Raw genomic sequence first — 22,370 nt, 5'->3', positions numbered from 1 at the left:
TGTTGATCGGCCACCAGTTGTGATAGCGGTGAAACACAGCATGTGGGAGCCGCGATTCGGGCGGGCGTAGCTTCCGATCTGCAGACGCATAGTCGAGGTGCCGGAGACACATGACGAGCGCAGAAAGCAGTCCACCTTCCGACAGCCAATCCGACGAGGCGGAGGCATTACGCAAGCTGTCGGTTCCCGATATTGAGGACATCATCGGCTACAAGCTGCGCCTCGCGCAGCTGCTCGTATTCCAGGACTTCCTGGAGACATTTTCCGAGCTGCGGCTCCGCCCCGCTGAATTTTCCGTTCTCGTGCTGATCGCCCGCTCACCGGGCCTCAAGCAGACTGAAGTCGCCGAGCGGCTCGGCATCAAGCGCGCCAATTTCGTTGCGCTGATGGACGGACTGGAACGCCGCGGCCTCGCGGAGCGGCGCAAGTCGGCCAACGACAAGCGCTCTCATTCGCTGCATCTGACGCCGGAAGGCCATCGGTTCGCGGAGAGGATGCTCGCCATCTGGAAGACACACGAGCAGCGTTTCGTTGACCGCCTCGGCGGCAGGGAAGCCCGCGACAAGCTCATAGAGCTTCTTGATCGTCTGCTCGATACCGAACACAAGTCCACATCTTCACGTTGACGTAAACGTCAATTACTTGTTATGTGTTCCCATCGTTCAATTGGGAGGCCGGAAGGCCCGGATGGGAGTACACGATGAGCCTTGATGCTATTGCAGAGAAGATCCGCGAAAAGGTTTCCGGCTCCGGCTTCAGCAAGTCGGTGAAGTTCGATCTCGGCAGCGACGGCGTGATCGTCATCGACGGTCAGAACGTCACCACCACTGATGCTGATGCCGACTGCACGATCACCATCTCGAAGGACAATTTTGAGGACCTGATCGCGGGCGAACTGAACCCGACGATGGCTTTCATGACCGGTAAGATCAAGGTCGCTGGCGACATGTCGATCGCCATGCAGCTGAGCCAGGTGATCTGATCCAGGAATTTTTCGGGAAAGGCGGCCAACCGGCCGCTTTTTTACTTGAGCTCCCCTTTCACGGCACACGCGAAGGTCGTAAGTGACCCAGCGTAAATTTCTTTTGGGGAGCATCTAATGCGTTTTCTGAGGTACCTGCCGGCTCTTGCGGCGCTGGCAATTCTGCCGACTTCGGCGATGGCTGAGGACATGGTGTTCAAGCTGATCAACAAGAGCAGCTTTGTCATCACCGAGCTCTATGCGTCGCCGTCGAACGTCAAGAGCTGGGAGGAGGACATCCTCGGCACGGACGTCCTCGGATCGGGCGAGACCGTCAACGTGACCATCGCCGACGGCCGCCGCGCCTGCGAGTACGACCTGCGCATCGTGTTCGACGATGGCGACGCTATCGAGGACACCACCGACCTTTGCGAGACGGCATCCTACACCGTCACCGACTGATCGTCGGACAGTTTTGGAAGTCAGGCAGCCCGCGCCTCGTGCGCGGGCTTTGCTTTTCTGCCAGAGGCGCGCAGCACGCCGCGCGCACCGTCAAGCGCACCAGCACGCAGCTCGAGCGCGAGGAAACGGTGACGCTCATAAGGTCCAGGCATCGACAGTTTGCCGGTGCGATCCGCGCTGAAGCCGAAGCGCGCGTAATAAGGCGCATCGCCGACCAGCAGGATCGCGCCGTGGCCAAGCCGCGCAGCCTCCGCAATCGCGTGCTGCATCAGAGCCGAGCCGATGCCCGCGCCCTTCAGCGACGGATCGACCGCAAGCGGTCCGAGCAGCAGCGCCGCCGGTCCGCCCTCGCCTGCCTGAACGTTCCAGAGGCGCACGGTGCCGACCAGCATGCCATTCTCGTCCTTCGCAGAGAAGGCGAGGCCCTCAGCCGGCAGCCGGCCGCGGCGCAACTTTTCCGACGACTTGCGCTTGCGCATGCGCCCCATCGCGCGGTCGAGCAGCGCCTCGCGCGCGGCAACATCCTGCGCGCTTTCGGCAGCGATCGCGATAGAGGGAACGGAGATGACGGCAGCCTGCGTGGACATCTTTCAGCGTCCTTGAAGAATAGGCCTGATTTCAGGGTGAGCTTCGCCAGGCGGATGGCCCGCCTGGCGCTTGTTCGGATCGCCTGAAAGCCCTGCGTCAGATGACGTAGGCGCGCAGCGGCTCGAACCCGTTGAACGCGACCGCCGAGTAGGTCGTCGTGTAGGCGCCGGTGCCGGCGATCAGCACCTCGTCACCGATGCTCAGCGACAGCGGCAGCGGATACGGGGTCTTCTCGTACAGAACGTCCGCCGAGTCGCAGGTCGGGCCGGCGAGGATGCAGGGCGCGGTCGCATCGCCGTCGTGCGGCGTTGCAATCGGGTAGCGGATCGCCTCGTCCATCGTCTCGGCGAGACCGCCGAACTTGCCGATGTCGAGGTAGACCCAGCGCACGTTGTCGTTGTCAGCCTTTTTGGAGATCAGCACGACTTCCGACTTGATGACGCCGGCATTGCCCACCATGCCGCGGCCCGGCTCGATGATCGTCTCCGGCAGACGATTGCCGAAGTGACGCGACAGCGCCTCGAAGATCGCCTCGCCGTAGGCCGAAGCCGCCGGCACATCGCGCAGGTAGCGGGTCGGGAAGCCGCCGCCCATGTTGACCATGCGCAGGACGATGCCCTCGTTCGCGAGCGTGTCGAACACCATCTTGGCGTCGCCGAGCGCGCGGTCCCAGGCGTCCAGGTTGGTCTGCTGCGAGCCAACGTGGAACGACACGCCGTAGGCGTCGAGGCCGAGGGAGCGCGCATGACGCAGCACGTCGACGGCCATCGCCGGGACGCAGCCGAACTTGCGCGACAGCGGCCACTCGGCACCTTCGCCATCGGTGAGGACGCGGCAGAAGACGCGGCTGCCCGGAGCAGCGCGCGCGATCTTCTCGACCTCCTCGACGGAGTCGACGGCGAACAGGCGAATGCCGAGTTCGTAGGCGCGCGCGACGTCGCGCTCCTTCTTGATGGTGTTGCCGTAGCTGATGCGGTCAGCGGTCGCGCCGGCGTCGAGCGCCATCTCGATCTCGTTGACCGATGCGGTGTCGAAGCAGGAGCCGAGCGAAGCCAGCAGGCGCAGGATCTCCGGCGCCGGGTTGGCCTTCACGGCGTAGTAGATCTTAGAATAGGGCAGCGCGCGCTCGAAGGCGCGGTAGTTCTCCTGGACCACGTCGAGGTCGACAACAAGGCACGGACCAGCCGGTCGTCGGGTGGCAAGGAAGTCGAGGATACGCTGGGTTGCCATCGTGGTTCTCCGCATCGAGCAAGCTGCAGGATGTTCCGGCCCTCAGACCATGGTCCTGCACGGACAAAGGAACGCGTTGGGTGAATCGAGGTTCGGCCGGTGGAGGACACCGAACCTGAGACGCTTCACGCGCGGCTATGAACCTGCGCCTTGCGGCGAAGATTCGTTCTTTTGTCTGCCTTGGCTTGGAGAACCCTCCGCACTGCCGGCAATGAAGGTGTGCCTCTTCAGTAACCCCGGTCTATGGACAACCGGCAAGCACCAGAAAGGCCCGCACCGTCGTTGCTTCAAGGTGTCCTCGGATCAGCGGTTGGCCGTCTGACCGACTGGAGTGGTTGGCTCCAGGTACCTTACCGATTTCCCTCACCAAACGAGGTTACGGCGGACACCCACAGGCACGTGCGACTTTGGGCAAGCGGGCATATAGGGAAATCGCTTTTCACAATCAATGGCTAATTCACGTCTCTCACAGCTTCGCGCAAGGGTGAGTCCCGCCTGCAACAGTTACCATTTCCTAAGGCCGCCCTTGATCTGCCGCGCCAAATGAACAAAGCTTCGCGCCTCGTTCCAGTTTGGACGATTTGCGGGAGTTATATGGACACGCTGACACGCATGCGTGCCTTCGTCGATGTGGTGGAGGCAGAGGGATTTTCGGCGGCCGCGCGCAAGATCGGGCGTTCGAAGGCATTGCTGTCAAAGTATGTCCGTGAGCTGGAGGACGAGCTTGGCGCCCTGCTGCTCAACCGCACCACACGCCAGTTCTCGCTCACCGAAGCCGGCCACATCTACTACAAGCGCGCGTCCGAGCTGATCCAGGAGATCGACAGCCTGGCCGAGAGCGTGCGCAACTCGGCGGGCGACGTGCGCGGCCGCATCAAGCTGACTGCACCTCGGACCTTCTCCGACGCACCTATCGGCCAGTCGCTGATCGACTTTGCGAAGGAACATCCGGACATTGTCCTCGACATCCAGCTCGACGACCGCTTCGTCGACCTCGTTGAGGAAGGTTTCGACGTCGCCATCCGCATCACGCGGCTCGAAGATTCGTCGATGATCGCGCGCCGGCTGGCGCCGTTTTCGCTGAAGATTTGCGGTTCGCCCGATCTCATCAAACGCGTTGGCAGGCCCGAAAAGCCGCAGGACCTCGTCAAGCTGCCCTGCCTTGTCGACACCAACGGCCGCTGGCTGGCGAATTGGCCATTCATGCGCGAGAATGGTGAGCTCTTCTCGGTTCCGGTATCAGGTCCTATCGAGGTCAACAGCCCATTGACCACACGAGCTGCCGCAATCTCCGGGCTGGGCTTTGCGCCCCTGCCCGACTTCATCGCCAAACCGGCGCTTGCGAGCGGTGAACTTGTCTCGGTGCTCGATGAATGGACACCGCGTGGCGGCGGCATCTTTGCCGTCTATCCGCATCGGCGCTACCTGCCGGCCAAGATCCGGGTGTTCGTCGATTACCTCGCGCAATGGTTCAAGCAGCATGAGGGTTGAGCTCGCAGGTCCCAATTTCGCCGGGTTTCTGACGATGCTGGCGCAAGATCCAAAAGGAACGGAACGGACGTGAAGACGACACGGTCAATCATTTCGGCCGCGGCCGCCCTGCTCCTGGCGACCACGCCTAATGCCCTGTCCCATCCTCACGTATTTGCCGAAGCGAATCTCGAAGTGGCGCTCACTGGCGATGGCGCGGTCGAGGCACTGCGCCATGTCTGGCGCTTCGATGACCTGTTCTCCTCGACCGTCCTGTTGGAATTCGACAAGAATTCCGATCTGACCCTCGACGACGACGAACTCGAAGAGGTCGGCAAGGTCATCCACGAATCGCTTGCCGAGTTCGACTATTTCCAGTTCGTCGAAAACGCGGGAAAAGCGGTGAAGATGACACCGCCGGAGGCGATCCTCGCCAACTACCAGGACAACCAGCTGATCGTCTTCTTTGAATCGAAGCCCGTCGAGAAGCTGGCCCTGCAAGGCACGCTCTCCTTCGGTGTCTATGACCCGACCTTCTACACGGCGATCGATTTTTCAGAAGACGACAACATGTCCGTTGCCCCTCTGCCGGCGAGCTGCAAGAAGACGGTGGTCCGCCCTGATCCCGACGAGGCGATCGCGATGAACCAGGACAAGCTCACGGAAGCGTTCTTCGAGGACCCGTCCAGCAACGACATGTCGAAGCTGTTCGCCACCCGCCTTGAACTGACCTGCTCATAAGGGAATTGCGAGCCTCATGCAGAAGCCCGCGACGCGCGCCGCCTTCCTCCTGATCGCCGCCACCGGCCTGCTTGCCACGCTCGTCTCGGCCGGCCATTCGCAAAGCTCGCTCGGCATCGGCTCGAACGAGGCGACGCTACCCGCGACCGGCATGTTCGCGGGGCTGCTCAACTGGATCAACGTCCACCAACAGAACTTTTATCGCTCGCTGACCGGCGCGCTGCGCTCGATGCGTGATGGCGGCGGCGGGGCATGGCTGCTTGTCGGCCTCTCCTTTGCCTACGGCGTCTTCCATGCCGCGGGGCCCGGCCACGGCAAGGCGGTGATCTCCTCCTACATGCTGGCGAACGAGGTGGCGTTGCGGCGCGGCATCCTGCTGTCGTTCCTGTCGGCGCTGCTGCAGTCACTGACGGCGATCATCATCATGGCGGCCGTGTTCCTGATCCTGCGCGGCACGTCGGTATCGATGACCGACGCGACGCGCTTCCTGGAAGTTGCTTCCTACGTGCTGGTGACGGCGTTCGGCGCCTGGTTGCTGTGGCAGAAGGCATGGCCGCGCCTGCGCGCCCTGTTCGTGGGCCAGCCTGCGCACAGCCTCTCGGCGGCAAGCCACCACGAGCATCACCACCATCACGATCATCACGCCTGCAGCCATGGTCATCATCACCATGACCATGCGCACGATCATCACCAACATCATGGCCATCACCATCATGACGATGTCTGCCCAAGCTGCGGCCACTCGCACGCGCCGGATCCGAAACTCATCGGCGGCGAACGCTTCGACTGGAAGACGGCATGGACGGCGATCATTGCGGTGGGCCTGCGCCCCTGCACCGGCGCACTGATCGTCCTGTCCTTTGCCTTCCTCAACGGGCTTTATGTGGCGGGCGTGCTGTCAGTGCTCGCGATGGGCCTTGGCACGGCGATCACCGTGTCGGTCCTCGCGATCCTTGCGGTGACCGCCAAGAACTGGGCGGTCGCAGTTGCAGGCGATGGCCGCACCGGCAATCGCGTCCATGCGGCGATCGAGATCGCCGGCGCTGCCTTCGTCTTCCTGCTGGGTGTAATGCTGCTGTCCGCAAGTCTGACGGCCTGACCGCCGCTCAGCGCTGGAAAGTCGTGCCGAGATAGACGCTTGTCTCGTCGTAGTCTCGGCCAGGCAAATTGCTGCGCTGGACCTCATGCCGCGCGCGGCCGGTGATTCCGGCATAGCGGTTCAGCCACCAGGTCAGACCCGCCTCGCCCCACAGTACCGTGTCACGCGCATCCGAAGCCGCGTAGTCGCGGTATTCGAGCCCGACGGCCGCGCGGCCGGTCAGGTTCGAACGCAGCTGATGATTCACCTCTACGCTGCCCGTATAGAGCAGCGAACCGGTCTCGCCCGCACTGGTCGTGCCTTCGACTTCGGTTGCGGCGTTAAGGTCGACCCTCGTGCCGCGGACCGGCGACCACGACAGCCGGCCAGCAGTGACAAAGCCTGAAATGGAGGCGAGCCGGTCGTCATCTGGCCGCTCTGTCAGCCAGCCACCTGAAATCTCGCCGGTCAGCTTTTCACGCAGGTCCAGTTCGACACCTGTACGCAGAGCGTAACGGTCGGCCGAGCGCTCGTAGCCCGCGCTGTCGCGCGTCTCGTCATAGAAGCGCCGGCCGGCCTCGGCCTCAATGAACGGCCGGATCGCCGGAAAAATCTCATAGCCCAGCCGCAGCTTGGCCGTCGCCAGTGTCGAATCACGCTCCGCCTGTGAGACGACCGACCCGTCGTCGAGCTTCGCGTCGCCATAGAAATTGCGGGAAACGTCGCCCGTCAGCCCGAAGCGGAAGCGCGCGATGTCGCGCGTCACGCCCACGATCCCCGTCAGCGTGTGGCGCAGCGGCCGGTCAGCAACGCCGGCGACCAGCGACGGCGACGACGCAGAGTCCTCGCGCACGCGATAGCCGGCACCGGCTACCGCGTTGATGTCGCCGCCGAGATCCAGCCGCAGCTCACCATTGATGCCGCCTTCCGGCTCATCGATCTTCTTGCCCGAGATGGACTTGCGCCAGTTGAGGCCGGCATCGACGGTCGCGCTGTGCCGCGACCAGTCGGAGATGGCATTGAGGCGCAGCGCCGTCTCGGAGTAGGTCGAGCTCTTGCCGTCCTCTGACGAATTGGCGTTCGACGTCCAGCCGATACCCTGATCGAGCCGCGGCCGCACGGTAAAGGTTCCCAGGCGAAGGCCAACCGGGTCGAACGGGTTCTCTTCCGGCCCAGCGCCTCTGCCCTCGATCGCGCCAGTGCGGATCGCATCGGCTGCCGCGCGCTGGTTGCGTTCCGGATCCTCGGAGGTAGCGGTGGGCGTACGCGTGGCGGCGGATACCTCCTCCGCCTCGGCAGCCTGCGCTGCGGCGGCCCGCCGCTGCTGGCGACTTTGTCGCGGCCGGGCCTCTTCCTCGTCACCGAATGGCGATTGAGAGGCTGCACCGCCCAATAGCTCATTGTTGATGTCTTCCTCGGCGACGGCTCCGCGCAGTGTCGGCAGGTCCTGCGCGGCAGCGGGCACGCAGGCGAACGCGACACCGGCCGCTATCGTCAGTGCAGCCGCCCGCAAGCCTGTCCTGTCACAAGGAGTTGGTGCCATCGTCGCCCGGTCATGTGGCGCACCCCGCGCCGAAGCTTTACCGGACCGTAAACAGCGATGGTTAATGGAGAATTGATGCGTGCGGCGACGCACGCTCAACGCAGCGTTGGACATCCTTTTGCGGAGGCGTTAAGCGCATTTCATGCGCAGAAACACTCTTTCGACCCCGATCGATCGCAAGGCCGCCGCCCAGTCCGCCATCCGCACCGTGAACACGGAAGCAGAAGGCTTGGCTGCGCTGGCAAGTGCCCTTAACAACGGCCTTGCCGAGCCCTTCGCGGAAGCGGTCGAACTCATCAGCAAGATCACCGGCCGCCTGATCGTCACCGGCGTTGGAAAGAGCGGACACATCGGCTCGAAGATCGCGGCGACCATGGCCTCGACCGGCACGCCAGCCTTCTTCGTCCACCCGGCCGAAGCCAACCACGGCGACCTCGGTATGATCGACCTCGATGATGCGATCCTCGCCATCTCCTGGTCGGGCGAGACGGCGGAGCTGAAGGGCATTGTCACCTATGCGCGCCGCTTCAACATTCCGATCATCGCCATCACTTCGGGCGTCGACTCCACACTCGGCCGCGAGTCGACCGTTCTGCTGGCACTGCCGAAGACGGCGGAAGCCTGCCCGCACGGCCTGGCACCGACGACCTCGACCGCGATGCAACTGGTGCTGGGCGATGCGCTGGCGATCGCGCTGCTCGAAGCGCGCGGCTTCACTCCTGACCAGTTCCGCACCTTCCATCCCGGCGGCAAGCTCGGCGCGAGCCTCGTCAAGGTCAGCGAGATCATGCATGTCGGCGACAGCCTGCCGCTGGTAAAGTCCGGCACGCTGATGATTGAAGCTGTCTCGGAAATTTCGGGCAAGGGCTTCGGCTGCGTCGGCATCGTCTCTGAAGACGGCCGCCTGACCGGCATCATCACCGACGGTGACCTTCGCCGTCACCTCGGCCCGAACCTGCTAACGCAGACGGTCGACGAGGTGATGACCCGCAATCCTAAGCGCGTCGACCGGGACACGCTGGCCGGCAAGGCGCTGCAGCTGGTGAATTCGTCGTCGATCACGACCGTTTTCGTCGTCGAAGACGACAAGCCGATCGGCCTTGTCCATCTGCACGACCTGTTGCGAATTGGCGCGGCCTAGGCCGCCTCGACCCTGAGCTCTCCGTTTTCCGCGGCAACGACGCGCACGCGCGTTCCCTCTGCCATGTCCTCACCAGTGACACGCCAGAGCGTATCGCCGATGCGCACCCGGCCGTGGCCGTTGACGATCGGCTCCGTCAGCGTCGCAAGCCGGCCGACGAGCTGGCGGTCGCGCTGGTTGAGAAGCGGCTGGTCGGTATCATCGGCGCCGGTGGCCGGAAACAGCCGACGCCCGATCAGCACTGAAGCGAGCGACAGGATCAGGAAGGCCAGCACCTGCATCTGCCAGCCCCAGAAAGCAAAGTCCCAGAGCTGGAACGAGAGCAGCCCGGTGAGGATCGCGGCGACGCCGAACCAGAGCAGGTAGACGCCGGGCGACATCACCTCAAGCGCGAGCAGCGCGACGCCAATCACCATCCAGCTCCACGGCCCTATGTCGCTGAACCACTGCGCGATCATGTGAACCTCCCCCGCGCGGCTTGCCGCCTTATTGACCCTGCTCGGGATTGACCACTGGCGGCCGGGCAGCCGGTCGCGTCACCTGCGGTCGCTGCGCGGCCGGCGCGTCATTGCTGAACAGTTCCTTGGCGATCTGGCCGATGCCGCCGAGAGAGCCGATCAGCGACGAGGCCTCCAGCGGCATCAGCACGATCTTGCTGTTTGGTGCCGTGCCGATCTGCGCCATCGCCTCGGTGTATTTCTGCGCGATGAAGTAGTTCAGCGCCTGCATGTCGCCCTTGGCGATCGCTTCCGAAACCATCTGAGTTGCGCGGGCTTCCGCCTCGGCGGCGCGCTCACGCGCCTCGGCGTCGCGGAACGCAGCTTCGCGCCGGCCTTCGGCCTCGAGAATCTGCGCCTGCTTGCGGCCCTCGGCAACGAGGATTTCGGCGCGACGGTCGCGTTCGGCCATCATCTGGCGGGCCATAGAGTCGACCAGGTTCTTCGGCGGGTTGATGTCCTTGATCTCGACGCGAGTGATCTTGATGCCCCAGGCCTGCGCCGCATCATCGACGATGTGCAGCAGCCGGTCGTTGATCGCATCGCGGTTGGAAAGCAGCTCGTCGAGGTCCATCGAGCCCATGACCGAGCGAATGTTGGTCATGGTGAGGTTCAGGATCGCGTTCTGCAGCCCCGCCACCTGATACGCAGCCTGCGCCGCGTTCAGCACCTGATAGAAGGCCACGCCATCCACCGACACCGTCGCATTGTCCTTCGTGATGACTTCCTGGGTCGGAACGTCGAGCACCTGCTCCATCATGTTCATCCGCGCACCGATGCGGTCGATGAACGGGACGATGATGTTGAGGCCTGGCGTCAGCGTCTTCGTGTACCGGCCGAAGCGCTCGACGGTGTAGTTGTAACCCTGCGGGACGGTCTTGATGCCCGCAAAAATGACGAGCAGGACGAGAACGACCAGCACCGGAACAAGAACGTCGAAACCCGAAAACGGCATCAATACCTCCAATCGCCAGACCAGCATCAGGCGGTCATGACCCGTCACGGGCCCCGCGATCAGATGTAAGGCCGTTTTCGCCGCGTTACAATCAGAAGGCGAGAGCCGTCAGATCCAGCCCTGCAGCTCGCGCCGCACCAGCGTCTCGATCACTTCCATGCCTTCCGGCGTATCGTTCAGGCACGGAATGTGCGTGAACTTTTCACCGCCGGCATGCATGAAGACCTCGCGCACCTCACCGTCGATCTCTTCCAGCGTCTCGATGCAGTCCGCCGAGAAGCCCGGATTGACAATGGCAATGCGCTTCACGCCTTCGCTCGCCAGCTTCTCCACCGTCTTGTCGGTGTAGGGCTTGATCCACTCGGCCTTGCCGAACAGCGACTGGAAGGTCGTGATCATCTGCTTGTCCGAAAGCTTCAGGCGCTCGCGCAGCAGGCGCGTCGTCTTCAGGCAGTGGCAGTGATAGGGATCGCCCTTCTCGAAGTAGCTCTTCGGAATGCCGTGGTAGGAGGTGATGATGACCTCCGGCTCGAAATCGATCTTGGCGAGGTGGTTCTCGATCGAGCGGGCTAGCGCCTCGATATAGACCGGCTCGTCAAAGTAGGGCGGCACCGAGCGCGCGGTCGGCATGTGCCGGATCTTCATCAGCGCGCGGTAGAGCTGGTCGTTGGCCGTCGCGGTCGTCGTTGCCGAGAACTGCGGATAGAGAGGGAACATGACGATCCGGTCGCAGCCCTGCTTCATCAGGTTGTCGACGGCGCTGCGGATCGAGGGAGTGCCATAGCGCATGCCCCAGTCCACGACGATGCGATCGTCGTCCTTGAACGCCTCGGCGAGCTTTTCGGCCTGCGCGCGGCTGATCGTGCGCAGCGGCGACTCGTTGCGTTCCTTGTTCCAGATCGACTCGTAGTTCTTCCCGGCCTTCTGCGGGCGCGTGGTCAGCACGATGCCGTGAAGGATCGGCAGCCATACCGCGCGCGGCGCCTCGATGATGCGCGGATCCGACAGAAATTCGCGCAGGTAACGGCGCACCGACCAGTAGTCGGTTCCGTCCGGCGTTCCGAGATTACTGAGAAGGACGCCGATCCTGCCCTGGCGAACGGGCGGATGGCCTTCCGGCAGCGGTCCTGTCGTGCGTGTCCTGTCGTCGGCCGGTGCCGCGAGAGAGTTCATCTGCGTTCTCCTAGCAAGTCGCCGGAAACTAGGCCGATCCTTGCTCAATGCAAGGGTGCAGCTTGCCACACCTTAGAGACATTCCAAAGAATCTGCACCCGCGGCTGCCGCCCGCCCTGCGCCAGATCAACGACTTACTGGAGCCCTGCGATTCCGGAATGGCAGAAGTGCGCCGAGCTCTTACGCGGCGTAGTCCCGCTCGTCGGATATCACCTTGCCATCGTTCGGCAGGGAGCCCGGATCGACGGGTCTCACCTTGCCGCCCAGCTTGGTCACGTCACGCAGCGTAGCCTCCACCGCCGACGCATCGACATTCGCACCCTCGCCGGGTTCGACCAGAAAAGTCATGACATCGCGCGCCCCCTCGCGCCCGACGACCAGCCTGCCACGCTTGAGCTCGGGATGACGTGCCAGCACCTCGGCGATCTGCTTCGGGTCGACGAACATGCCCTTGACCTTGGTGCGCTGGTCGGCGCGGCCCATCCAGCCCTTGATCCTCATGCCGGTGCGCCCGCACGGCGAGCGACCCGGCAGCACAGCCGAAAGGTCGCCGGTCGAAAGCCGCACCAGCGGATAGGCCGGGTTGAGGCTGGTCACGACCAGCTCGCCCACCTCGCCCTCCGGCACCGGATCGCCGGTGCCGGGGCGGACGATCTCGACGATCAGGTTCTCGTTGACGATCATGCCGGGGTTCGGCGAGCCGTCTTCGGCCGCGCTTTCATAAGCGATGACGCCGAACTCGGCAGTTGCATAACACTGATAAACCCGCACGCCGCGCTCGAAATATTCGGAGCGCAGAGACGGGAACAGCGCTCCACCGCTGACGAGGCCGATCTTGAACGAAGACAGGTCCTTGCCGGTCTCGGCGGCGCGGTCGAGCAAAACCTTCAGGAAGTCCGGTGTGCCGCAGTAGACGGTCGGCTTCAGCGCCGCAGCTGCCTCGACCTGCATGTCGGTGTTGCCGGTGCCTGCCGGAAAGACCGCGCAACCCAGCGCCCGCGCGCCGTGATCCATCATGAAGGCGCCAGGCGTCATGTGGTAGGAGAAGGAATTGTGGACGATGTCCCCTGCCCGCACACCAACCGCATAGAAAGCGCGCGCTGCCTGCGCCGGATCGTCGGCAAGCCCCTGCGGCTCCCAGATTGGGCCGGGCGACATGAAGATGCGCCCGCCGCGCAGTTGCTCGGGATTGGCGAACCCGGCAAAGGGCGGCGCCTTTGCCTGGAATTCCATCAGGTCCGATTTGTGCAGGATGGGCAGACGCTGCAGCGCCTCGCGCGACGTCAGGCTGGCAGGATCAACACCCTTGAGCCACTCTGCCAGCCCCGGCGCATATTTGATCGCCGAGGCAACAAACTGCGGAAGACGTGCAAAGAGATCGGCCTCGCGCGCCTCTTGCGGGCGTCGCTCTGCCTCGTCGTAACTGGCCGCCATTGTTCCTCCCTGGCCTCCGGCACCTGTCAGGGCACTATCGCAGCGGCCCTGCAGCGGAGGCAAGGGGGAGCCAGGCCGGTTCTCAGGAAATTCCGCTAGACTGGCGGATCAACTGAAACTGCGAGCCGCTCGTAGCCGTGCAGTTCAGCATCGTCTGCGTTGCCAATCTGCAGTTCACGAGGGTCGTCCCACCTCGAACCAGCGAATTCACGGTGATGGAGACGGTATCCGCGTCCGTCTGCGTGTAATTACCGTCAGCGAGTTTATTTCCGGTATCGGTCGCAATGGTTTCAAAACGACCTCCCGAGAAGCGCGAAATCGCCACACCATCCGTGCTGATCCATTCGCCTTCAAAGCCGCTGCCCGGCATCGTCGACGGACCAGCCGGCCCGCCACGCATGGGGGGAGGCCCGGCGCTCTGGCAAGCCGCCAGCGCCACCGCCATTGCCGCTGCGGCGGTAACGCGAATCATTCCCGCATTCATCATCCCGATTGTCCTCTCCTCGGTACGATTAACTCGTCCTTCGCCGTTTTTGCAGGCGAACGCAAGGCAGCGTAGAAAGCGCCCCGGTTGATAACGTTCAGGATGCAAGATCGTTGCAGTCTTGCAACGCAGGAATAAGTTGGCTCAGGCTTCCGCCATCTTCCTGAGTTCCGCAACCAGCCTGTCCCTGTCGGCGGTGAAGCCCTTGTAGTCGAGCTGCGCTTCGCCGAGCGCCATCAGCTGCTCGGCAAAGCCCGCGGCGATTCGCGCCCGCTCGGGATGCGCCTGCAGCCGGGTCATCGGGTCGAGGTAGATGCGGATCGTGAACAGGATGTCGCCGGTCTTGGGCAGCTTGCGCAGCGTCTGCCGCTCGACGCGGATGAAGAGCGATGCGGCGAGATCCTCGTCGGTGAACCGCGACGGCCGGTTGGCCGCGCGCTCATCACGCTCCATGTCCGACAGCGGATGGTAGAGCTCAGAGTTGAGCTGCAGCGACCAGTTCATCCGCTCGACAGGCAGCTCGACCGCGAGCTTGTCGAAGATGCGCTCGATCACCGTCGCGTTGCGCGTACCAGTGCCGAAGCCGGGAACAGGCGTGTGGATCTTGTCGATCGGCTTGCGGAACTTTTCGTCGAGCCGCCAGGATGATGGAAAGCACAGCGCCGCTGCCGCCAACCGCCAGCCATCATCGCCACGGCGCATGATGACCAGGTCCTCCTGCACGAGGAACGAAGCAGCCTTCAGCGGGTTGACGCCTTCAAGTTCCACCCGTCTGCCGAGTTCGGGCAGCACGATCGCGCTGCCGTCGCGCTGGTACGTCTGCGGAAATTTCGCCAGCAGGTGCTCGACAAGCAGATCGAGAACTTCTGCCTGCGCCTCTTCGGTTCCTTCCTCGGCGGCGAAGATCTTGTCCGGGATGGTGTCGTAGAGCCTGTTCTTTTCGGAAAGATACGGCCCGAGGAGGTCGTCGATTTCGATCCAGGTATCGAGTTCCAGCGGCTTCAGTCCGATCCTGAAAAGAGGGCCCGAACCGTCATAGGGCGTGTACGCGAGCGTCATTTCCTGCTTATCCAACCAGTCGAGCCTCTATCAGACCACGCAGCGAGTTGCCGACAAAGAGCTTGCGATGCCGCAGGTCGTCCGGGCGAAGGACCTGCTCGACGGTCCGGCCTTCCAGCAACAGCGCCTCACGCATCACGCCCTGCAGCAGCCCGCATGCGAGCGGCGGTGTTGCCAGCCTGCCGTCATCCAGCTCAACGAACACGCTGGTTATCGTGCCTTCGCACACCTCGCCCTTCTCGTTCAGGAGCAGGACGTCGTCGGCCTCATCGGCGGCAAATTCCGCCCGCGCCGCCTCGTAGGCAGAGCGCAGCGACGTCTTGTGCCGCAGTAGTTCATCGGAGGAGGCAAGCCTTGTCGAAGCAATGCGCAGCTTCCAGACAGTGCCTTCCGCCAACGGCGCGAACGGCTTTGCCTCAATCGTGAAGCTTCCGTCGGCTTCGAGGCCGACCCGCACCCGCTTAGGGGCATCGGCATCGCGCAGTTCCGCCGCAAGCGCCGCCTCAATCTCATCCGGGGAGAAGGCAAAGCCAAGCGCCCGCGCCGACCGCGCGAGGCGCGCGAGATGGAGATCCTTGCGGACGAGGCCCTCTTTAGGCTCGAAGCGCAGCGTCTCGATCAGATGGAAGCGGGCTTTTCCCCCGTCGCGAACCGGCCCTTCAGCAGGCATTCTTCATATTCTCCTTCGGCGGTGGAATCGAACACCACGCCGCCGCCGACATTGTAGACGGCTCGTCCCTCGGGGTAGAGCGAGATGGTCCGGATGGCGACGTTGAACTGCATCCGCCCGTCTGGTGCCAGCCAGCCGATCGCCCCGCAATAGACGTCGCGCGGCCCGTCCTCAAGCGCGCGCAGGATCTTCATGGCGCTGATCTTCGGCGCGCCGGTGATCGACCCGCACGGGAACAGCGCCGCGAGGATGTCGCGGAACTCCAGCCCCTCGATGAGCCGCGCCTTCACGAGGCTGACCATTGTGTGCACCGTCGCGTAGCTCTCGACCCGGAACAGCTCCGGCACGTCGAGCGTCCCGACCTCGCTGATGCGCGAGATGTCGTTGCGCAGGAGGTCAACGATCATCCGGTTTTCGGCCTGGTTCTTCGGATCGTTGCGCAGAAATTCGCGCAGCGCCTCGTCTTCCTCCGGCGTCTTGCCGCGCGGAGCGGTGCCCTTCATCGGCAGCGTCTCGATCCAGCGGTCGCGCGAGACCTGGAAGAACAGCTCCGGCGAGCGCGACAGCACCACCGGCCCGTCGAGGTCGATGAAGGCCGAATGGCGCACCGGCTGCTTCTGGCGCAGCGCGCCGAAGATGGCGAGCGGATCGCCCTCCCAAGAGGCTTCCACCGGGAAGGTCAGGTTGCCCTGGTAGCAGTCGCCCTGCGCGAGATGCTGGTGCAGACGCTTAAATCGCTCGGTGTACTTGGCCCGGGACCAGGTCGCGCGCGGATTGGCGATCGACGCGTTGGTCGGCTCGTCGAGGTTGAGGTCTGCGACGTCCGTGGGCTCGGCAGGCCCGTCGAACACGCCGAAGCACAACAGCGGCGCGTTGCGCTTTTCCGGCATCGACGACAGCAGCGCTGGGTCGAGCAGGTAGCCCGCCTCGTAGGACAGATACCCCGCTGCCCACTTTCCAGAATTGCGGGCTTCTTCGACGCGCGCCAGCGCCGGCAGGAACTCCTCGGGCTCCCAGGCGACGATCACCTCTTGCGGCTTGGCAAACAGCAGCTCGCTGCCATCCAGATCATTCCGGAAGCAGGCAATCGATCGTCTGGGATACATGAGCGCAGTCCGAATTCAGGCCGGCTGCTGGTCCATCGCCTCAAGTTCGTCGATCAGCCCTTCGATCATGGAAAGGCCCCTGCCCCAGAACGCGGGGTCCGACGCATCAAGACCGAAAGGAGCCAGAAGCTCGGAATGGTGCTTGGTGCCGCCAGCCTTCAGCATGTCGAAATACTTGTCCTGAAAGCCTTTGTCTGCCTGCATGTATACAGCAAAGAGCGAGTTCACAAGACAGTCGCCGAACGCGTACGCGTAGACGTAGAACGGCGAGTGGATGAAGTGCGGAATGTAGGCCCAGAAGGTCTCGTAGCCGTCGCGCAACGCGATTGCCGGCCCGAGGCTCTCTGCCTGGACGTCGAGCCAGTGCTGGCCGATCCGCTCGCTCGTCAGCTCGCCGCTACGGCGCTCGGTGTGGATGCGACGCTCGAACTCGTAGAAGGCGATCTGGCGCACGACCGTATTGATCATGTCCTCCACCTTCTGCGCGAGCATCGCCTTGCGCTCGCGCTTATCGGTCGTGCGGTCGAGCATAGAGCGGAAGGTCAGCATCTCGCCGAACACCGAAGCAGTCTCGGCAAGCGTTAGCGGCGTCGAGGCCATTAGTGCGCCCTGCTCGGCGGCCAGGACCTGGTGGACACCATGGCCGAGCTCGTGCGCGAGCGTCATCACGTCGCGCGGCTTGCCTTGATAGTTGAGCAGCACATAGGGATGCGCCGACGGTACGGTCGGATGCGCGAAGGCACCCGGAGCCTTGCCCGGGCGCACCGGCGCGTCGATCCAGTTCTTGTCAAAAAAGCGCTGGGCAATCTCCGCCATGCGCGGGTCGAATTTGCCGTAGGCCGACAGCACCGTCTCGCGCGCGTCGTTCCAGCTGATCGTCGCCTTGGGCGTCTCCGGCAGCGGCGCATTGCGGTCCCAGTGGTTCATCTGCTCCATGCCGAGCCACTTCGCCTTCATCGCGTAGTAGCGGTGCGACAGCTTCGGATAGGCGCTCTTCACCGCCTCCGCCAGCGCGTCGACCACTTCGCGCTCGACGCGATTGGCGAGGTGCCGCGAGTCCGCGATGTCCTGGAAACCGCGCCAGCGGTCGGAGATTTCCTTGTCCTTGGCGAGCGTATTGGTGATCAGCGTGAACAGGCGGATGTTCTCGCGGAAGGTCGTGGCGAGTGCTTCCGCCGCCTCCCGGCGCACCGCCTCGTCCGGGTCCTGCATCCGGTTGAGCGTAGGCTCCAGCGCGAGCTTTTCTCCGCCGATGTCGAAGCGCAGACTGCTCATCGTCTCGTCGAACAGGCGATTGAAGGCGCCACGCCCGGTAATCGACTTTTCGTGGAACAGCTGCTCGATGCGGTCCTCGAGCTGGTACGGCTTGTCCTTGCGCAGATCGACGACCCACGGCTTGTAGTGCGCGAAGGTCGCATCGGCCTCAAACGCGGCATCCACCAGCGCGTCGTCGATCTGGTTAAGCTCGAGCGTGAAGAACAGCAGCTTGGCGCTCGCGTCGGTGAGCTTCTCCTGCACGTCGCCGTAGAACTTGGCGCGGACGGGATCCGAGGTGTCGGCCGTGTAAAGAAGGCCGGCATAGGAGCCAATGCGGCCGAGCAGATCGTCCAGCGCCTCATACTCCTTCAGCGCCTGGCCGAGACCGCCGGAGGCCGCATTCTCGGCCGCTTCCTTCAGCTTGCCCTTCCACCGTGCCTCGAAGGCAGCCGACTCGTCGGCCGCGCGGCGCAGGTCTTCCTCCAACTCCGGCGCGTCGATGCCGGAGTAGAGGTCGGCGAGGTTCCATTCCGGCAGCCCCTCGGTCGCTTCGCTTGTCGCAGCAGCCGAGGTGGAGGGTGCGGCAGCGCCGCGGGCCAGTGAGTAGTCGTTGAGATGCAGCATTCAATCCGCTCGCATGATTCGAATTTTAGTCAGGCCGGCAACCAGCCGTTCACCGGGTTTCTTGAGCCGGTGTTCAGACCTCTGTGCCATGTTGAGCCAACTCGTTCGTTTCAGCCTAGCGATATTCTACGAAAGTTCCATGGCCCGATCCGTATTGATAGTCGATGACGATCCCGTGCAGCGACGGCTCCTCGAAGCTGCCGTTACGAAAGCTGGCTATCAGGCAGTGACAGCGGACAGCGGCGAGGCAGCGCTTGCGGCGTTTGAACGCGGCGCCGACATCGGCGTCGTCATCCTCGACCTCGTCATGCCCGGCATGGATGGTCTCGAGGTCATCAAGCGGATGCGCGAGCGCGACATCGAGCTTCCGGTCATCGTCCAGACCGCCAAGGGCAGCATCGACACAGCGGTGTCGGCAATGCGCGCCGGCGCGTTCGACTTCGTGGTCAAGCCCGCCTCGCCAGAGCGGCTTCAGGTTGCCGTCAGCAACGCATTGAAGGTCGACAGCCTCGGCGGCGAGGCGAAGCGCGCGCGCAAAAGTGCCGCCGGGACGCTGACCTTCAACGACATCGTCACCGGCAGCCCCGCGATGCAGCGAGTGATTTCACTCGCCCGCAAGGCAGCCGGCTCCAACATCCCGATCCTGATCGAAGGCGAATCCGGCTCGGGCAAGGAAGTGATCGCCCGCGCGATCCAGGCCGAAAGCGACCGCCGCTCGAAGGCCTTTGTTACCGTCAACTGCGGCGCGATCCCGGACAACCTGGTCGAGAGCATCCTGTTTGGCCACGAGAAGGGCTCGTTCACCGGCGCGACCGAGAAGCACGTCGGCAAGTTCGTCGAGGCGAACGGCGGCACGCTGTTCTTGGACGAAATCGGCGACCTGCCGCTCGACGTGCAGGTCAAGCTTCTGCGCGCGGTGCAGGAAGGCGAGGTCGATCCCGTTGGCGCGCGCCAAACCGTCAAGGTCGATATCCGCCTCATCTCGGCAACGCACCGCAATCTCATGCAGCGCGTCGAGGAAGGTAAGTTCCGCGAGGACCTGTTCTACCGCCTCAACGTCTTCCCGATCTACGTGCCCCCGCTGCGCGAACGGCGCGAGGACATCCCGGCGCTGGTGCAGCATTTCATTTCGCGCGTTGGCCCCGCTGAGGCGCGTGGGCGCATCACCGGCATCACTCCGGGAGCGCTCTCCATGCTCAAGGCCTATGACTGGCCGGGCAACATCCGCCAGCTGGAGAATGCGATCTTCCGCGCGGTCGTGCTGGCCGAGGGCGAACTGCTGACGGAAAACGAATTTCCGCAGATCAGGGCGCAGGTCGACGGTATCGACGTCTCGGCTTACGAAACGGCCCCTGCCCCCGCGCCGGAAGTCCGTTCTCATGCCCCTGAGGTACGTTCTCCAACCCAGCCACACGCACAACCGGAAGTGGCACCGCAGCCTTCGTCAGATGACGCAGCAGCTGACGCACCCTTCGGCTTCATGCGCATCCTCGACGCCCGCGGCCACCTCAGAACCCTTGAGGAAGTGGAGCATGAGATGGTCCGCCGCGCCATCGACCACTACAACGGTCAGATGAGCGAAGTGGCCCGCCGGCTCGGCATCGGCCGTTCGACGCTCTATCGCAAGTTGAAGGAAATGGGCATTGCACCCGAGGAGGAACGCAGCGAGCGCGTCGCCTGAAAGGGCCGAACTGACGCAGCGCCTGACTGGCTTTTCACCCGTTTAGGGTCTGTTTACCATAACATCGCTTGTGGACGCTCGCCACGATATCGCCACTGTCTGTCCGCAATCATGCTACACTAAGCAGTGATTAACCATTAAGGATGATAGTCGGGCTTAACCATACCGAGCCCGCGATTTTTCCGGGGACCAGTCAACAGCCGATAGGCGACGCGTTTTGAGCATTCTTGACCGACCTGAGGATCTGCGTTCGAACAAGGGGAAATCCCGGCTTAACAAGCTGGGAGGATTGGCGGTCGCCATCCTGATCTCCTTCGGTGCCGTTTCGAACGCCGCTGCAGAGACCCGAACCCTCAAGCTCTTCTTCATTCACACGAAGGAACGAGCGGAGATCACCTTCAAGCGCAACGGGCGCTACGACAAGAAGGGTCTCGAACAGATCAACCGCTTCCTGCGCGACTGGCGTCGAAATGAGCCGGCTCAGATGGATCCCAAGCTCCTGGACCTCGTCTGGGAAGTCTATCAGGCCGTCGGCGCGCGTGATTACATCCACGTCGTATCCGCCTATCGCTCCCCTACCACCAACGCCTCCCTTCGCAGCCGCTCGTCCGGCGTGGCTGAAAACAGCCAGCACATGAAGGGCAAGGCGATGGACTTCTACATTCCGGGCGTGAAGCTCTCGACGCTGCGTGCGGCGGGCTTCAAGGCCCAGGTCGGCGGCGTCGGCTACTATCCGAAGTCCGGTGCACCGTTCGTCCATCTTGATACCGGCAACGTCCGCTCTTGGCCGCGCATGAGCCGCCAGGAACTGATGGCCCTGTTCCCGGACGGCAGGACGCTGCATCTGCCGGCGGACGGCAAGCCGCTGCCCGGCTACCAGCAGGCGCTCGCCGAGTACAAGTCGCGCAAGAAGGCGCCCGCCAATATCCAGCTGGCCAGCACCGACACCGGTTCGTCGCGCGCTTCTGCCGGCTCGGGCAATGGCCTGCTGAGTGCGCTGTTCGGCGGCGGCAACCGCAACAACAACGAGGAGCGCGCTGCTGCTCCGGCCCGCAAGCCGGCTCCGGCCGCTCCGGTCCGCGAGGCCGCCCCGGCCCCGGTCGCAACGCCTGCACCGCAGCAGGAGACGATCATCGCCGCTCTGCCTGAGCGCAACGCCCCGGTTCCGGGTGCTGCTCCGCGTCCGATGCTGGACGTCGGCGCGAAGCCCGCACAGCCGATCGTTCCGGGCATCGCGGTTGGCGCCACGGCCGCTGCGCCTGAGCCGCAGGCCGAAGTCGGCCCGGTTCTCGCCAATGTCCCGGTTCCGACCCGCCGTCCGGAGTACGCACCTGAGGTTCAGGTCGCCGCTGCGTCCGACCTGCCGATTTCGGCAATCGCCGCAGAACGCGCCCCGACGGGTGGCTCGGAGGCAATCGCCGAGATGCTCGCCATGTCCGCAGCCGATGCTCGCGCTGGCGTCGTGATCAGCAACGTCCCGATCCCGACCAGGCGTCCGGCGCTCGACACGGATCAGGTTGCCTCGGTGACGCAGGTAGCCGCGGCTTCGACCGATGGCGACGTGTTCGCGCTGGCTGCCCTGCCCGAGACCCGTTCGGCAGCTCTTGGCCAGCCGGCAGTTGAGATTCCGCCGGCACCGCAGCCGGACGAGCGCATGGCAGCTCTCTCCGAGAAGCCGCGCGTTGCCCCGATTGGCCGCGAGCTTGACTCCGGAGTTCGCACCACTGCCAAGGCGCCGCGTCCGCAGCCGGGCAGCACGAAGCAGAACTCGCAGGCAAAGGTCGTTCCGCTCGACCAGACTCTGGTCCGCTGGGCCTTCCGCCGCGACGTCGACGTCAACTCGGCCGGCGGCACCACCAACGGCGAAGCCTACAATGTCGTCTGGAGCGCTCCGGAGACCGTCTACACCGTTGGCTTCCAGCAGAACCCGGACGTCAATCCCAACCGGTTCACCGGCAAGGCTGTCACCTTCATGTCGGTGGCGCGCTTCCCGACCGAGAAGAACTGACGGAACACCACGCCCCGGAAAACAAAAAGGCAGCGAATTCGCTGCCTTCAGACTGCTGACAAACCTCTGGCTTCGGCCGGAGGTTTTTGATTCAGTGNGGCATGTTGAAGAAACCTGCTCCAGTTCAGACGGCGATCGAGATGGTGACGCTCGAGAGCCTTGTTCCAGCAGATCACCTGCTGCGCAAGATCGACGCGGTGATCGACTT

Annotated in this window: 21 protein-coding genes; 9 read left to right on the top strand and 12 right to left on the bottom strand. The window is 63.7% G+C overall.

Features of this window, described 5'->3' with window-relative positions; translation table 11 throughout:
• The first annotated feature begins 110 nt into the window (after positions 1-110).
• From L630_RS0109000 to L630_RS0108990, 3 genes are all read left to right on the top strand, one after another.
• On the top strand, positions 111-626 hold the full coding sequence (locus L630_RS0109000; RefSeq protein ID WP_024847927.1) for a MarR family transcriptional regulator: 516 nt from the start codon (positions 111-113) through the stop codon (positions 624-626).
• Between the two features lie 74 nt (positions 627-700).
• Positions 701-982, top strand: a complete 282-nt coding sequence (locus L630_RS0108995; protein ID WP_024847926.1) for an SCP2 sterol-binding domain-containing protein — start codon at positions 701-703, stop codon at positions 980-982.
• Between the two features lie 117 nt (positions 983-1,099).
• A complete protein-coding gene (locus L630_RS0108990) occupies positions 1,100-1,423 on the top strand; it encodes a hypothetical protein (protein ID WP_024847925.1) in 324 nt (107 codons plus the stop codon).
• Positions 1,424-1,443: 20 nt separating this feature from the next.
• Here the strand turns inward: L630_RS0108990 and L630_RS0108985 are convergent, their stop codons facing one another.
• Positions 1,444-2,010 (bottom strand): N-acetyltransferase, encoded by a 567-nt coding sequence (locus L630_RS0108985; RefSeq protein WP_024847924.1) that lies wholly within the window; start codon positions 2,008-2,010, stop codon positions 1,444-1,446.
• A gap of 97 nt (positions 2,011-2,107) precedes the next feature.
• The gene (gene odc2, locus L630_RS0108980; protein WP_024847923.1) at positions 2,108-3,241 is read right to left on the bottom strand and encodes an ornithine/lysine decarboxylase; all 1,134 of its coding nucleotides are present in this window, start codon (positions 3,239-3,241) and stop codon (positions 2,108-2,110) included.
• Positions 3,242-3,835: 594 nt separating this feature from the next.
• Here odc2 and L630_RS0108975 point away from each other — a divergent pair.
• The 3 genes from L630_RS0108975 (at position 3,836) to L630_RS0108965 (ending at position 6,551) form a co-directional block, all read left to right on the top strand.
• Entirely contained in the window at positions 3,836-4,732 is an 897-nt protein-coding gene (locus L630_RS0108975) for a LysR family transcriptional regulator (RefSeq protein ID WP_024847922.1), read from the top strand.
• 69 nt (positions 4,733-4,801) lie between these two features.
• Positions 4,802-5,452, top strand: a complete 651-nt coding sequence (locus L630_RS0108970; RefSeq protein ID WP_024847921.1) for a DUF1007 family protein — start codon at positions 4,802-4,804, stop codon at positions 5,450-5,452.
• Between the two features lie 16 nt (positions 5,453-5,468).
• Positions 5,469-6,551, top strand: a complete 1,083-nt coding sequence (locus tag L630_RS0108965) for a nickel/cobalt transporter (RefSeq protein WP_024847920.1) — start codon at positions 5,469-5,471, stop codon at positions 6,549-6,551.
• A 7-nt stretch (positions 6,552-6,558) separates the two neighbouring features.
• Here L630_RS0108965 and L630_RS0108960 read toward each other — a convergent pair whose 3' ends face one another.
• Positions 6,559-8,043, bottom strand: coding sequence for an outer membrane beta-barrel protein (locus tag L630_RS0108960; RefSeq protein WP_024847919.1), 1,485 nt, complete (start codon positions 8,041-8,043; stop codon positions 6,559-6,561).
• 172 nt (positions 8,044-8,215) lie between these two features.
• Between L630_RS0108960 and L630_RS0108955 the strand changes: the two genes are divergently transcribed.
• Positions 8,216-9,214, top strand: coding sequence for a KpsF/GutQ family sugar-phosphate isomerase (locus L630_RS0108955; protein WP_024847918.1), 999 nt, complete (start codon positions 8,216-8,218; stop codon positions 9,212-9,214).
• Here the strand turns inward: L630_RS0108955 and L630_RS0108950 are convergent.
• The 9 genes from L630_RS0108950 to L630_RS0108910 all read right to left on the bottom strand — a co-directional run bounded on the left by L630_RS0108950 (position 9,211) and on the right by L630_RS0108910 (position 18,473).
• A complete protein-coding gene (locus tag L630_RS0108950) occupies positions 9,211-9,672 on the bottom strand; it encodes an NfeD family protein (RefSeq protein WP_024847917.1) in 462 nt (153 codons plus the stop codon). The two genes, L630_RS0108955 and L630_RS0108950, sit on opposite strands and share 4 nt — an antisense overlap.
• 28 nt (positions 9,673-9,700) lie before the next feature.
• Positions 9,701-10,666, bottom strand: coding sequence for an SPFH domain-containing protein (locus tag L630_RS0108945; protein WP_024847916.1), 966 nt, complete (start codon positions 10,664-10,666; stop codon positions 9,701-9,703).
• Between the two features lie 108 nt (positions 10,667-10,774).
• Positions 10,775-11,839, bottom strand: coding sequence for a ferrochelatase (gene hemH / locus L630_RS0108940; protein WP_024847915.1), 1,065 nt, complete (start codon positions 11,837-11,839; stop codon positions 10,775-10,777).
• 180 nt (positions 11,840-12,019) lie between these two features.
• Positions 12,020-13,273, bottom strand: a complete 1,254-nt coding sequence (locus L630_RS0108935) for an AMP-binding protein (RefSeq protein WP_024847914.1) — start codon at positions 13,271-13,273, stop codon at positions 12,020-12,022.
• Between the two features lie 82 nt (positions 13,274-13,355).
• Positions 13,356-13,760, bottom strand: a complete 405-nt coding sequence (locus L630_RS0108930; protein WP_051473160.1) for a hypothetical protein — start codon at positions 13,758-13,760, stop codon at positions 13,356-13,358.
• A gap of 141 nt (positions 13,761-13,901) precedes the next feature.
• Positions 13,902-14,816 (bottom strand): DUF3445 domain-containing protein, encoded by a 915-nt coding sequence (locus tag L630_RS0108925; protein ID WP_024847912.1) that lies wholly within the window; start codon positions 14,814-14,816, stop codon positions 13,902-13,904.
• A 7-nt stretch (positions 14,817-14,823) separates the two neighbouring features.
• The gene (locus L630_RS21235; protein ID WP_051473173.1) at positions 14,824-15,486 is read right to left on the bottom strand and encodes an aminotransferase class IV family protein; all 663 of its coding nucleotides are present in this window, start codon (positions 15,484-15,486) and stop codon (positions 14,824-14,826) included.
• Entirely contained in the window at positions 15,435-16,592 is a 1,158-nt protein-coding gene (locus tag L630_RS0108915) for an aminodeoxychorismate synthase component I (RefSeq protein ID WP_024847911.1), read from the bottom strand. The genes L630_RS21235 and L630_RS0108915 overlap by 52 nt, the downstream gene beginning before the upstream one ends.
• A 15-nt stretch (positions 16,593-16,607) precedes the next feature.
• Positions 16,608-18,473 carry a M3 family oligoendopeptidase gene (locus tag L630_RS0108910; RefSeq protein ID WP_024847910.1) on the bottom strand — a complete coding sequence of 622 codons (1,866 nt, stop codon included), beginning with the start codon at positions 18,471-18,473 and terminating at the stop codon, positions 16,608-16,610.
• A gap of 139 nt (positions 18,474-18,612) precedes the next feature.
• On the opposite strand from L630_RS0108910, the gene L630_RS0108905 reads away from it, so the two are divergent.
• Positions 18,613-20,154 (top strand): sigma-54 dependent transcriptional regulator, encoded by a 1,542-nt coding sequence (locus L630_RS0108905; protein ID WP_024847909.1) that lies wholly within the window; start codon positions 18,613-18,615, stop codon positions 20,152-20,154.
• A gap of 289 nt (positions 20,155-20,443) precedes the next feature.
• Positions 20,444-22,162: a DUF882 domain-containing protein gene (locus tag L630_RS0108900; RefSeq protein WP_024847908.1), complete on the top strand. Its 1,719-nt coding sequence runs from the start codon at positions 20,444-20,446 to the stop codon at positions 22,160-22,162.
• Positions 22,163-22,370 lie beyond the last annotated feature (208 nt).

Source organism: Aminobacter sp. J41 (assembly GCF_000526635.1).
GTDB lineage: Bacteria > Pseudomonadota > Alphaproteobacteria > Rhizobiales > Rhizobiaceae > Aerobium.
Note: the sequence above shows the minus strand (reverse complement) of the source record. Positions and strands in the feature narration are given on the sequence as shown.

Coding starts and splice junctions, on each gene's coding strand:
- L630_RS0109000 (WP_024847927.1), top strand. CDS start 111: ATGACGAGCGCAGAAAGCAGTCCACCTTCCGACAGCCAATCCGACGAG.
- L630_RS0108995 (WP_024847926.1), top strand. CDS start 701: ATGAGCCTTGATGCTATTGCAGAGAAGATCCGCGAAAAGGTTTCCGGC.
- L630_RS0108990 (WP_024847925.1), top strand. CDS start 1,100: ATGCGTTTTCTGAGGTACCTGCCGGCTCTTGCGGCGCTGGCAATTCTG.
- L630_RS0108985 (WP_024847924.1), bottom strand. CDS start 2,010: ATGTCCACGCAGGCTGCCGTCATCTCCGTTCCCTCTATCGCGATCGCT.
- odc2 (WP_024847923.1), bottom strand. CDS start 3,241: ATGGCAACCCAGCGTATCCTCGACTTCCTTGCCACCCGACGACCGGCT.
- L630_RS0108975 (WP_024847922.1), top strand. CDS start 3,836: ATGGACACGCTGACACGCATGCGTGCCTTCGTCGATGTGGTGGAGGCA.
- L630_RS0108965 (WP_024847920.1), top strand. CDS start 5,469: ATGCAGAAGCCCGCGACGCGCGCCGCCTTCCTCCTGATCGCCGCCACC.
- L630_RS0108955 (WP_024847918.1), top strand. CDS start 8,216: ATGCGCAGAAACACTCTTTCGACCCCGATCGATCGCAAGGCCGCCGCC.
- L630_RS0108950 (WP_024847917.1), bottom strand. CDS start 9,672: ATGATCGCGCAGTGGTTCAGCGACATAGGGCCGTGGAGCTGGATGGTG.
- L630_RS0108945 (WP_024847916.1), bottom strand. CDS start 10,666: ATGCCGTTTTCGGGTTTCGACGTTCTTGTTCCGGTGCTGGTCGTTCTC.
- hemH (WP_024847915.1), bottom strand. CDS start 11,839: ATGAACTCTCTCGCGGCACCGGCCGACGACAGGACACGCACGACAGGA.
- L630_RS0108935 (WP_024847914.1), bottom strand. CDS start 13,273: ATGGCGGCCAGTTACGACGAGGCAGAGCGACGCCCGCAAGAGGCGCGC.
- L630_RS0108930 (WP_051473160.1), bottom strand. CDS start 13,760: ATGATGAATGCGGGAATGATTCGCGTTACCGCCGCAGCGGCAATGGCG.
- L630_RS0108925 (WP_024847912.1), bottom strand. CDS start 14,816: ATGACGCTCGCGTACACGCCCTATGACGGTTCGGGCCCTCTTTTCAGG.
- L630_RS21235 (WP_051473173.1), bottom strand. CDS start 15,486: ATGCCTGCTGAAGGGCCGGTTCGCGACGGGGGAAAAGCCCGCTTCCAT.
- L630_RS0108915 (WP_024847911.1), bottom strand. CDS start 16,592: ATGTATCCCAGACGATCGATTGCCTGCTTCCGGAATGATCTGGATGGC.
- L630_RS0108910 (WP_024847910.1), bottom strand. CDS start 18,473: ATGCTGCATCTCAACGACTACTCACTGGCCCGCGGCGCTGCCGCACCC.
- L630_RS0108905 (WP_024847909.1), top strand. CDS start 18,613: ATGGCCCGATCCGTATTGATAGTCGATGACGATCCCGTGCAGCGACGG.